9 protein-coding genes are annotated in these 11,796 nt (G+C 65.0%); 6 read left to right on the forward strand and 3 right to left on the reverse strand.

Features of this window, described 5'->3' with window-relative positions; translation table 11 throughout:
* Positions 1 to 38: 38 nt before the first annotated feature.
* Complete coding sequence (locus ACQ4N9_RS11430; RefSeq protein ID WP_390970306.1) at positions 39 to 1,154, forward strand: hypothetical protein; 1,116 nt, start codon at positions 39 to 41, stop codon at positions 1,152 to 1,154.
* Position 1,155: 1 nt separating this feature from the next.
* Complete coding sequence (locus ACQ4N9_RS11435; protein WP_258645353.1) at positions 1,156 to 1,725, forward strand: LemA family protein; 570 nt, start codon at positions 1,156 to 1,158, stop codon at positions 1,723 to 1,725.
* Between the two features lie 6 nt (positions 1,726 to 1,731).
* On the opposite strand, the gene ACQ4N9_RS11440 is transcribed toward ACQ4N9_RS11435, so the two are convergent.
* Entirely contained in the window at positions 1,732 to 2,871 is a 1,140-nt protein-coding gene (locus ACQ4N9_RS11440) for a TDT family transporter (protein ID WP_125463014.1), read from the reverse strand.
* 159 nt (positions 2,872 to 3,030) lie between these two features.
* Here ACQ4N9_RS11440 and ACQ4N9_RS11445 point away from each other — a divergent pair, with 159 nt between their 5' ends.
* Together ACQ4N9_RS11445 and ACQ4N9_RS11450 are read left to right on the forward strand one after the other, a co-directional pair.
* Positions 3,031 to 4,221, forward strand: a complete 1,191-nt coding sequence (locus tag ACQ4N9_RS11445) for an MFS transporter (protein ID WP_390970308.1) — start codon at positions 3,031 to 3,033, stop codon at positions 4,219 to 4,221.
* 231 nt (positions 4,222 to 4,452) lie between these two features.
* On the forward strand, positions 4,453 to 7,929 hold the full coding sequence (locus ACQ4N9_RS11450) for a hybrid sensor histidine kinase/response regulator (RefSeq protein WP_390970310.1): 3,477 nt from the start codon (positions 4,453 to 4,455) through the stop codon (positions 7,927 to 7,929).
* On the opposite strand, the gene rmuC is transcribed toward ACQ4N9_RS11450, so the two are convergent.
* Positions 7,901 to 9,259 carry a DNA recombination protein RmuC gene (rmuC, locus tag ACQ4N9_RS11455; protein WP_347150642.1) on the reverse strand — a complete coding sequence of 453 codons (1,359 nt, stop codon included), beginning with the start codon at positions 9,257 to 9,259 and terminating at the stop codon, positions 7,901 to 7,903. The two genes, ACQ4N9_RS11450 and rmuC, sit on opposite strands and share 29 nt — an antisense overlap.
* Before the next feature lie 225 nt (positions 9,260 to 9,484).
* Positions 9,485 to 9,898 (reverse strand): tetratricopeptide repeat protein, encoded by a 414-nt coding sequence (locus ACQ4N9_RS11460; protein WP_347150564.1) that lies wholly within the window; start codon positions 9,896 to 9,898, stop codon positions 9,485 to 9,487.
* A 942-nt stretch (positions 9,899 to 10,840) separates the two neighbouring features.
* Here ACQ4N9_RS11460 and ACQ4N9_RS11465 point away from each other — a divergent pair.
* Positions 10,841 to 11,065, forward strand: a complete 225-nt coding sequence (locus ACQ4N9_RS11465; RefSeq protein WP_125463009.1) for a hypothetical protein — start codon at positions 10,841 to 10,843, stop codon at positions 11,063 to 11,065.
* A 245-nt stretch (positions 11,066 to 11,310) separates the two neighbouring features.
* Positions 11,311 to 11,793, forward strand: coding sequence for a hypothetical protein (locus tag ACQ4N9_RS11470; RefSeq protein WP_279847662.1), 483 nt, complete (start codon positions 11,311 to 11,313; stop codon positions 11,791 to 11,793).
* Positions 11,794 to 11,796 lie beyond the last annotated feature (3 nt).

The following is an 11,796-nucleotide window of genomic DNA, read 5'->3' on the forward strand; positions in this document are numbered from 1 at the left end:
CCCTTGGGGCCGAACTGAACAGGGATGAAGGCCAGCCATTGATTCAATTGAATACCCACAACGCCCGGCTCAAGCGCACGCTGCAGGCGGCCAGCCACACCGCACGCACGGCCACGACCAAGCAGCAACTGCTGGTCGCCGTGGACGCCATGGCCGCCTTTTACGGCAACATGCAGTTCGACAACCGCTTGCCCTGGCTGATTGCCCTGCTCTGTGGGCCTCTGGCGATTGCCAGCATCGCGGGCTACTTGCAGGCGTACGAGCCGCTGCTGGCGCCGCTGGCCAATCTGCTGGGCCAGAGCCTGCCGCAGCTTACATCCAACCTCTCGCTCGGCCTGCTCGGCGCCGCTGCGATCAGCCTGATCGTCCTTTACCAGCGCAGGAAGCTCATCCCCAATCTTGCCCACGACCTGGCCGAGCGCTCCAGCCTGATCACCGCCGGCCTGCAGGAAATCCCGGTGACCGACAGCCAGTTGCTCGTGGCCCTGCAAGCCGAGTTTCGCGACTATGTGCGCGGCAACCACAAACGCTTCCTGCGCCGCGCCGTGCAGGGCCACTATCAAGGCCGGCTGCACAGCTTCAATTACCGCTGGTACCACCTGCATTACGTGGACAAGCAGACCCACCAGGAAACCGAGTCCGATGGCAAAGGCGGCACTACCTCGAAAACCGTGACCTCCTATCAGGAATACGATCGCTACAGCCTGGTGATCGACTTCCCTTGGGTGCAGGGCATCGCCCTGGGCGGCGGTAGCGGCGGCCGCTCATCCATGGTCGACATGGAGCACCGCTTCAAGACCGCATCGAGCGACTTCGACCGCGCCTTCAGCCTCACCGGCAGCTCGACCATGGCCTGCGCCCGCTTCGCCAAGCCGGTGACGGTGCTGCACCTGCTCGACCTGCACCGCCAGCTTGATACGCCCAACCTGGAGTTCTCGCAGCACGGGCGCCTGTGCCTGAGCAGCAACGACAACCCGCTCGCTTTCAAGCTGACTTGCGAGCTGACCCGCGCGAGCGATTTCCGCTTGCTGATCGACCACGGCGTGCACCTGCCACAGCTCAGCACCCTGCTCGACGCCGTGCACACCCTGGCCGAGCAGCACGACGACAATTTCACTGCGCCTACCCCGGCACAGCTACAGACGGAGCACTGACATGGACCTTTTCGCCCTTATCCTGCTGGCCGTGCTGATTGGCGTGCCGCTGATCGTCATCAGCCTGTACAACGGCATCGTCGGCAACCATAACCGGGTCAAACGCGCCTGGGCCGATGTGCTGACCTATGAGCGGCAGAAGACCAAGGTGCTCGATGCGCTGCAAGAGCAAGCCGGCCTGTACCGCGACCATGAACAAGGCGTGCTGGCCGGGATCACCCGCCTGCGCAGCGCCATTGCCGAGCTGCCTGTCGAGGCGGACGGCAAGACCCTGGCCAAGGCCGAGGACGCCACCCGCTCGCTGCTCGGCGGGCTGCGCGTGGCCTTCGAGGCCTACCCCGAGCTCAAGGCCTCGGAGCTGATGAACAACCTCATGCGTGAAATCGCCGAGCAGCAACAGAACGTCGGCGCGGCCATCGTGATCTTCAACGGCGAAGTGGAGCGCTTCAACAACGGCATCCAGATGTTCCCAGGCTCCTTGGTCAACAGCGTGATGAACAAGCATGCCGCCGTCACCCCGTTCACCGATATCCAGGCCGCCAGCGCCTTCGACTACACACCCAACCTGTAAGGCCGATCAGCGCTGGGCAATGCACGGCGACACGAACAGCTCGCCGCGCCACGCCCCGCGCAAGGTGCGGCTGGCCACCAGGGCCCAGAGCATGGCCAGCGCCACCACCAGCACCTGACCGAACACGCTGAAGAAGCCGAGCTGCAGCCAGGCCGCCAGTTTCAGAGTGGCCAGGCAGTACACCCCCAGCGGGAAGGTGAAGCCCCACCAGCCCAGGTTGAACGGCATGCCCTGGCGCATGTAGCGCAGGGTGATCAGCACCGCCGTCAGCAACCACCACAAGCCCGCGCCCCACAACACGATGCCGGCCACCAGGCCCAGGCCACGGGCCACCTCGCCCAGGCTGCCCAGGCCATTGGCGGCGAACACCGCCGGCGCGTCGCCACCGAGCACCAGCATGCCCAGCGCACCGGTGCCGATCGGGCCCAGGGCCAGCCAGCTGGAGGCCGCCATGTTGGCCGGCGGCAGTTTGTGCAAGGCCATGCGCAGCATGAGGATGGTGAGGATGCTGAACGCCACCGGCAGCGACACCGCCCACATCACATAGCTGGTGATGACCACCAGAAACTGTGCGTGAGCGTCCGTCAGGTGCGGCGCCAGCAGCCCGCCGCTGGCGGCGGCGACTTCGGCAGCCACCACCGGCAGCAGCCACACCGCGGTCATCTGGTCGATGCTGTGCTCCTGGCGGGTGAACATCAGGTAGGGGATGGCCACCCCGCACAGCAGCGCCAGGCCCACATCCAACCACCACAGGCCCTCGACCCACGGCACCAGCGCCTCGCCCCAGCGCGCCAGGCCGAACACCAGCGCGCCATTGAGGATGGTGGCCAGCCCCATGGGGATGGTGCCGAAGAACATCGACACGGTGGAGTGGGCGAAAATACGCCGGGCCTCGTCGAAGAACAGCACCCAGCGGGCGCCATACAAGACACAGAACAAGACGAACAGGCCAATGGTCAGCCACCACAGCCCTTCGGCCAGGCTGTCCAGCAGCGGGATGTGCAACTGGTGAAAGGCCAGTGCCAGCACGCCGGTACCCATGGTCGCGGCGAACCAGTTGGGGGTGAACTGGCGGATCACCTCGCGGGGATGGGCCAATTGGCTGAACGGGCGCCATGAAGGTGCGCGGGTCTGGGTGCATGGCATGGGCTGTCTCCTGGCCTTGTGTAAGGTGGATTCATCTTATGCCTTTGAAGAATATCTATATAACGGGTAATTTCTCTATCTGTTATCGATTTTAAAGATATAGCCCATGGCATGCCGGCTGGCATATGCTTGGCCGCTAACAAAGACAAGGATCCGTCGATGCTGCGCGCCCTTAAAAGCTACCCTGCCACCGTCCGCCTGCTGCTGCTCACCACCTTCACCCTGACCACGGCCCGGGCGATCACCCTGCCCTACCTGGTGGTTTACCTGTCCGCGCACATGGCCCTGTCGATCGGCCAGACGGGCCTGCTGGTCGGTGGCGCGATGTTCCTGGCATCGTTGCTGAGCCTCTATGGCGGGCACCTGGTCGACACCCTGCGCAGCCACACGCTGATCGTGACCAGCGCGCTGGTGTTCGCCCTGGCCATCGCGGGGATGGTGGCAAGTACTTCGGCAGTGCTGTTCTTCTGTTTCCTGGTGGTGGCCAACCTGGCCCAGACCGTGGTCGACATTGCCGCCAAGGCGGGGTTCTGCGCCTTGCTGCCCGAAGACCAGCGCGGCGAGGTGTTCGCCATCAAGTACACCTTCAACAACATCGCCTGGGCCGCCGGGCCGATGCTCGGGGTGCTGCTGATCGAAGCCGATGACCACCTGCCGTTCCTGGTGTCGGCACTGATTGGCCTGGGCCTGAGCCTGGTTTATCACCGCCTGGGCGAACGCGGCCTGTCGAGCCAGGGTGAGCACGCGCCGGCGACAGGCTTCATCCAGGTCGCCCTGGGCATGCTGCGCGACCGGCGTTTGGTGTGCTTCACCCTGGGCGGCGTGCTCAGCGCCGTGGTGTTCGGGCAGTTCACCGCCTACCTGTCGCAGTACCTGGTGGTGAGCATCCACGACCCCGCCGAAGTGGCGCGGCTAGTGGGCTACCTGGTGACCACCAACGCCCTCACGGTGATCGCCCTGCAGTACCTGATTGGCCGACGCATGGCCCGCCAGCACCTGATGCCCTGGCTGATGGCCGGCATGGCCATGTTCGTCGCCGGGCTGCTGGGGTTTTCCCTGGCCGGCTCGGCAGTGGCCTGGTGCCTGGCCATGCTGGTGTTCACCTTGGGCGAAATCATCGTCATCCCCGCCGAATTCATGTTCATCGACCTGATCGCGCCGGAACATCTGCGGGGGATCTATTACGGCGCGCAGAACCTCTCCAACCTGGGCGCGGGGCTGGGGCCGATGCTGGTGGGCCTGGCCCTGGGGTACATGGCGCCAGCGTCGGTGTTCTATCTGTTGATCGGGTCGGTGGTGCTGGCGGCGGTGTTCTACTGGTTGGGCACGCGCGGGGCGCAACAGCCCTAGGCTACCTATCAGGGCCCTATCGCTGGCAAGCCAGCTCCCACAGGTTCCGCGCATTTCTTGGGGCAAGCACTGTACTTGTGGGAGCTGGCTTGCCAGCGAAGGGACCGTACAGGCTGACTGTACTGCCTGCGACGTCCTGCCACTGCGACCAACGTCGGCGCTGACGAACCCGCCCCTGCGTGCCAGACTGATTGATCGTGACCGCGTTTCATTTTTTGCTCCGGAGTTTGCATGTCGTTGTCCAGCGGGCTGATCGCCGTGGTCGCCCTGGCCTATATGGCCATCATGTTCGCCATCGCCTTCTACGGCGACCGCCGCAGCACCCCGTTGCCGCCCAAGCTGCGTGCCTGGGTGTACAGCCTGTCGCTGGCGGTGTACTGCACCAGCTGGACCTTCTTCGGCGCGGTCGGCCAGGCCGCCGAGCAATTGTGGGCGTTCCTGCCGATCTACCTGGGCCCGGTGCTGCTGCTGATCTTCGCGCCCTGGGTGCTGCAGAAGATGGTGCTGATCAGCAAGCAGCAGAACATCACCTCGATCGCCGACTTCATCGCCGCCCGCTACGGCAAGTCGCAAACCCTCGCCGTGGTGGTGGCGCTGATCTGCCTGGTCGGGGTGCTGCCCTACATCGCCCTGCAGCTCAAGGGCATCGTGCTGGGGGTGAACCTGCTGATCGGCGCCAACGCCGACGCCACCGGCAGCCGCGTACAGGACACCGCGCTGGTGGTGTCGCTGGTGCTGGCGCTGTTCGCCATCGTCTTCGGCACGCGCAGCCTGGACGTCACCGAGCACCACCGTGGCATGGTCCTGGCGATCGCCTTCGAGTCGCTGGTCAAGCTGCTGGCGTTCCTCGCCGTGGGCGCCTTCGTGGTGTTCAACCTGTACGACGGGTTCGACGACCTGTTCACCCAGGCGCGCCAGTCGGTGCACCTGGAAAGCTACTGGCAGGAGACCATCAACTGGCCGTCGATGGTGGTGCAGACCGCCGTGGCGATGATGGCGATCATCTGCCTGCCCCGGCAGTTCCACGTCACCGTGGTGGAGAATATCGAGCCCCAGGACATGCGCCTGGCACGTTGGGTGTTCCCGCTGTACCTGGCCCTGGCCGCGCTGTTCGTCGTGCCCATCGCCCTGGCCGGGCAGATGCTGCTGCCGGGCGCGGTGATCTCCGACTCGTTCGTGATCAGCCTGCCGTTGGCCGAAGCCCACCCGAGCCTGGCGCTGCTGGCCTTTATCGGCGGCGCCTCGGCGGCCACCGGCATGGTCATCGTCGAGGCCGTGGCGCTGTCGACCATGGTCTCCAACGACATGCTGCTGCCCTGGCTGCTGCGCCGCAACAACGCCGAGCGGCCGTTCGAAGCGTTCCGCCACTGGATGCTCTCGGTACGCCGGGTGACCATCGTGGTGATCCTGCTGCTGGCCTATGTGAGCTACCGCTTGCTCGGCTCCACCGCCAGCCTGGCGACCATCGGCCAGATCGCCTTCGCCGCCGTGACCCAGCTCACCCCGGCCATGCTCGGCGCGCTGTACTGGAAACAGGCCAACCGCCGCGGCGTGTTTGCAGGCCTGGCCGCCGGCATCTTCCTGTGGTTCTACACCCTGGTACTGCCGATCGCCGCCCACAGCCTGGGTTGGTCGCTGTCGCTGTTCCCGGGGCTGGCCTGGCTGCACGGCAACCCGCTGGACCTGCCGATCACCCCGCTCACCCAAGGCGTGGTGCTGTCGCTGGCGGGCAACTTCACCCTGTTCGCCTGGGTCTCGATCCTGTCGCGCACGCGGGTCTCGGAGCACTGGCAGGCCGGGCGCTTCATCGGCCAGCAGACCAGCGCCCGCCCCAGCAGCAAACCGCTGCTGGCCGTACAGATCGACGACCTGCTCAACCTGGCCGCGCGCTTCGTCGGCGAAGAGCGTGCCCGGCAGAGCTTCATCCGCTTCGCTTACCGCCAGGGCAAGGGCTTCAACCCCAACCAGAACGCCGACGGTGACTGGATCGAACACACCGAGCGCCTGCTCGCCGGGGTACTCGGCAGCTCGTCGACCCGCGCCGTGGTCAAGGCGGCCATCGAAGGCCGCGAGATGCAGCTCGAGGACGTGGTGCGCATCGCCGACGAGGCCAGCGAGGTGCTGCAGTTCAACCGTGCGTTGCTGCAGGGCGCCATCGAGAACATCAACCAGGGCATCAGCGTGGTCGACCAGAACCTGCACCTGGTGGCCTGGAACCGGCGCTACCTGGAGCTGTTCAACTACCCTGACGGGCTGATCAGCGTCGGCCGGCCGATTGCCGACATCATCCGCTACAACGCCGAGCGCGGCCTGTGCGGCCCGGGCGAGGCGCAGGTCCATGTGGCCCGGCGCCTGCACTGGATGCGCCAGGGCCGCGCGCACTCCTCCGAGCGGCTGTTCCCCAATGGCCGGGTGATCGAGCTGATCGGCAACCCGATGCCCGGCGGCGGTTTCGTCATGAGCTTCACCGACATCACCCCGTTCCGCGAAGCCGAGCAGGCCCTGCGTGACGCCAACGAAGGCCTGGAGCAGCGGGTGGCCGAGCGTACCCACGAGCTGTCGCAGCTCAACCAGGCACTCACCGAAGCCAAGAGCCGCGCCGAGGCCGTCAGCCAGTCCAAGACTCGCTTCCTCGCTGCCGTGAGCCACGACCTGATGCAGCCGCTGAATGCCGCGCGGCTGTTCTCCGCCGCGCTGTCGCAGCAGGCCGAGGGCATGAACGACGAAGCCCGGCAACTGGTGCAGCACATGGACAGCTCGCTGCGCTCGGCCGAAGAGCTGATCAGCGACCTGTTGGACATCTCGCGCCTGGAAAACGGCAAGGTCACCCCCGACGTCAAAGCCTTTGCCCTCAACGAGCTGTTCGACACCCTCGGTGCCGAGTTCAAGCTGCTGGCCGCCGAAAAAGGCCTGGCGTTCCGCCTGCGCGGCAGCCGCCTGCGGGTGGACAGCGACATGAAGCTGCTGCGCCGGGTACTGCAGAACTTCCTCACCAACGCCCTGCGCTATGGCAAGGGCCCGATCCTGCTGGGCGTGCGGCGCCAGGGCGAGCGGCTGTGGCTGGAGGTGTGGGACCGCGGCCCGGGCATCGCCGACGACAAGCTGGCGGTGATCTTCCAGGAATTCAAACGCCTGGACAGCCACCAGACCCGCGCCGAAAAAGGCCTGGGCCTGGGCCTGGCGATTGCCGATGGCTTGTGCCGGGTACTGGGCCATCGGCTGGAAGTCCGCTCCTGGCCGGGCAAGGGCAGCGTGTTCCGGGTCAGCGTGCCGATTGCCCGCAGCGCCGCACCGGCGGCGCCGGCACCAATGGAGCAGCCAGGCCAGCCGCTGGCCGGGCTGCAGGTGCTGTGCGTGGACAACGAAGACAGCATCCTGATCGGCATGAACAGCCTGCTCAGCCGCTGGGGCTGCCAGGTGTGGACCGCCCGCAACCAGGCCGAATGCGAGGCGCTGCTGGCCAAGGGGCTGCGCCCGCACCTGGCGCTGGTGGACTACCACCTGGACGATGGCGAGACCGGCACCGGGCTGATGGGCTGGCTACGGGCGCGCCTGGGCGAGCCGGTACCGGGGGTGGTGATCAGTGCCGACGGGCGCAACGAGACCATCGCCATGGTCCATGCCGCCGGCCTGGACTACCTGGCAAAGCCGGTCAAGCCCGCCGCGCTGCGCGCCCTGCTCAATCGGCATCTGAGCCTGGTTCAGTAACCGCTTCGTCGCTCAAGGCGCGCTCGATCAATTCGGCCGGCAGGCTCTTGCTGGCCCGGGCGCCGAGCAGCTTGAGCTGCTCGCTGCGGCTGACCAGGTTGCCGCGCCCTTCGCAGAGCTTGTTGCGCGCTGCCGCGTAGGCCTTGTCGACCTGCTGCAGGCGGGTGCCAAGTTCGTCCAGGTCCTGGATGAACAGCACGAACTTGTCGTACAGCCAGCCGGCGCGCTCGGCGATCTCGCGGGCGTTCTGGGTTTGCCGCTCTTGCTTCCACAGGCTGTCGATCACTCGCAAGGTGGCCAGCAGGGTGGTCGGGCTGACGATCACGATCTGCCGGTCGAAGGCTTCCTGGAACAGGTTCGGCTCGGCCTGCAGCGCCGCCGAGAACGCCGCCTCGATGGGCACGAACAGCAGCACGAAATCGAGACTGTGCAGGCCATCGAGGCGGTTGTAATCCTTGCTCGACAAGCCTTTGACGTGGTTGCGCAGCGACAGCACATGCTGTTTGAGCGCGGCTTCGTCGTTGTTGCTGACGAACTGCTGGTAGGCGGTAAGGCTGACCTTGGCATCGACCACCACCTGCTTGTCGCCCGGCAGCATGATCAGCACGTCGGGCTGGAAACGCTCGCCATCGGCGCTCTTGAGGCTGACCTGGGTCTGGTATTCGCGGCCCTTTTCCAGGCCCGCGTGCTCCAGCACCCGCTCGAGGATCAGCTCGCCCCAGTTGCCCTGGGTTTTCTGGCCCTTGAGCGCCTGGGTGAGGTTGGTGGCTTCGTCGGACAGGCGCAGGTTGAGCTGCTGCAGGCGCTCGAGCTCCTTGCCCAGCGAGAAGCGCTCGCGGGCCTCCTGCTGGTAACTTTCCTCGACGCGTTTTTCGAACGCCTGGATGCGTTCTTTGAGCGGGTCGAGCAACTGGCCCATTTGCTGCTGGCTGGTCTGGGCGAAGCGCTGCTCGCGCTCGTCGAAGATCTTCGTGGCCATTTCGGCGAACTGGGCGCGCAGGGTGTCACGCGCTTGCTGCAGGTCTTCCAGGCGCTGTTGGTGGCTTTCCTGCTGCTCACGCAACTCGGCCTCCAGGCGCGCCGCCTGCGCTTCGAAGCGGCGCAGCTCGGCTTCACGGTTGGCACGCTCCAGGCTCCAGGCGTGGGCGGCGTCGCGGGCGTTGTCGCGGTCGATCTGCAAGAGCTCCAGCTCGCGCCCCTGGGCGGCCAACTGGGCCTGCTTGACGGTGTTGGCTTCGCTCAGGTCGCTGATCTCGTCGCGGCCGGCGTCGAGCTGGGCCTGCAGGCCTTCGTGGGCCAGCTGGGCACTGCTCAGGCGCTCTTCGAGCAAGGCCCGCTCTGCGTCCCGGGCACCCTGGCGGCGCTGAACCTGCATGACCCATCCCAGGCAGGGCAAGGCACCCGCCACCAACCCCAGCAGAATGCTGGCCAGATCCACTGCCATGGTTACCCCGAACGATCTTTTGCGAATGCTGCGCAGCTTATCAGCAGCTTGATCAGCTTGCCTGCAAGGCCTCATCGCGGGGCAAGCCCGCGCCCACGGTGCGCAGCGTGATCAGCTGTCGCCCCACTGGCGCAACAACCGCCGCGCCTCCTGTGAGCCCTGCCCCGCCGCCAGCTCCAGCCAGTAACGGGCCTGCTCAGGCTCCTGGGCCTGGCATGCACGCCCGTACTCCAGCTGTGCGCGGCGATCACCGGCACGTGCAGCCTGGCGCAGCAGCTCGTGGCCGATGCGCCGGTCGCGGGCGTTGCCACAGTCGCGGCACAGCATCTGCCCCAGGCGGCTCTGGGCCACCACCACGCCCTGGCGGGCCGGCTGTTTGAGCATCCGCCCAGCCAGGTGCTTGACGCTGGGCTTGTCACCCAGGCGCGGGCTGTCGAGCAGCCACAAGGCAACTTTCAGGGAAAAGTGTTTTTTGGGGGGCAACGATGCATCCGGACTGGCGAGGTGTTTACCGCGAAACTTCATGACCGACAGCGTAGGTGACTCAAGAGGCGCGCCACTCTACCCTTTTTTTTTCGCCACGGCCCGGCAGACTTTTGGCCAATATCGATTTTTTTTCATGTTTTTTTCTTGACGTTTTTGCGAGGCGTATCCCCCCCCCGCAGCACCACCCCGATTGTCGGACACTTGCCCAAACTGCTGGCACGCCCGTGCTAGAGCAAGTGCCTGGGACAATCCACAGAAGCTGTGGATAACTCGGTGGACAACCCCCTCGCGAAGCCCGCAAACCCCTATGAACCGGGGCTTACAGTCAAACTGTCGATTTTTTCACCAGTAAAAATTAGTGTTTTTTTTCATTGACTTAAGCTCACAGTCAAGTCATTGGCGAAGCGTTTGCGGCCTGTTGCACGCGGCTAACAGCCACTGTCTCAAATGTGTACAAGTGCACCATCAAACGGCATGGGCGTGCTCGAAAACAGGCCATCCAGGCATTTGACGGGGCAGTTCCCCTCTTCACAGCACCGACAAGAATCGACATAATGGCCGGCTTCGCTGAAAACAACTGGATGCTTGCAAACCCTCAACCGTTCGTGTAGGGTGCGCCCTGTTAGTACCCAGCTGAAAGTCAATTCCGGCCACACAGTCCTCGCATACGCCCCTCGATCACGAGCAGGCAATGCCCCATCAGGACCGGCCCATTCGATGATCCACTTGGCAGCCAACGCTGCTCAAGCACGAATCACGTCTCAGATTGATCAGGATCTTCCCCGGTGCCTCGAACCCTGGCCCCGGTGTGCTGCCTGCCTTTTGTCGTACCTACCAGTCAGCCCAGCGCCCACCTTTGCTTGCGCCACTCTGGCTGCCCTGTTCCAGTCAGGTTCTGCGTCTCCTTAATAAAGACGTCACTGGAACGTTTCTATTGTGCACGGATCAAACCCCGTGTCTTACGCAGGAACATCCAACAATATGAGTAACCATCATCAAATTCAGGTTGCCGCTGGCACCCTCTCCAAAGCCTTCGCTCCACTGAAGTGCCTGATCGTAGCGCCCCGCAAGGGCAGCTTCAGCTTCACCCTGGTCGACGAGTATGGCGTCGCTTGCCACTCCGAGCGCCTGTACCCAGACCAGTACACCCGCGCCGAGCCCTTGCAGGCAGTGATCGAGCGCACCCGCCAGTCGCTGGTCGCATGAATGAATGGCGCGCGATTCATGCCATGAATCCATGCCCATGCAAGCTGCCTGACGGTTCTTGGCTTAATTGCCAGCGGGCATATGCCCCGCGACCTCAGGCAGCAATCGATTTAAAAACAGCCCTTTACACCATGCTTATCACACTACACTTCAACTCGAGCGGCCGTGGTCGCTTCCGACGGGCCTGACCACTCACCAGCTGCCAAGCTCCAGCGCCCGTCGGTCCTGATCTGTTCGAGGGCACCATGGGCATCGCTGCGAACGAGTTGAGTCGATACGTGATCCGGCCAACGCTGATCTACCTGAACCGCCACTGCGAAAGCGCCGAAGCATTGTTACTGGGCGTTGCCGCCAGCCAGTCGGCACTGGGCTCCGCCTTGCACGACAGGCGCGGCCACGGCCTGTACCGCATTGCCGAGCACCGCCACCGCTGCCTGTGGGACCAGTTCCTCGCCCGCGACCCGGAGCTGGCCAGCCTGGTCCGTGGCCTGGCCAGCCAGCACGCCTTCCTCGGCGGGCCGCACCTGGAACTCACGGTCAACCTGCGTTACGCCACCGCCATTGCCTGGATGCTCATCGAGGAGCAGGCCACCCCGCTACCCGCCGCCGACGACCTGCTGGGGCTGGCGCGTATCTGGCGCCAGACCTTCAACCCCCAGGGCCGTTTGCGTGACTTCACCAGGGCCTGGCAGCACTGCATCGAACCCGTTGCGACAGAGCCGTTCTGAGAG

The organism is Pseudomonas sp. ES1 (genome assembly GCF_050586605.1).
Taxonomy (GTDB): Bacteria; Pseudomonadota; Gammaproteobacteria; order Pseudomonadales; family Pseudomonadaceae; genus Aquipseudomonas; species Aquipseudomonas sichuanensis.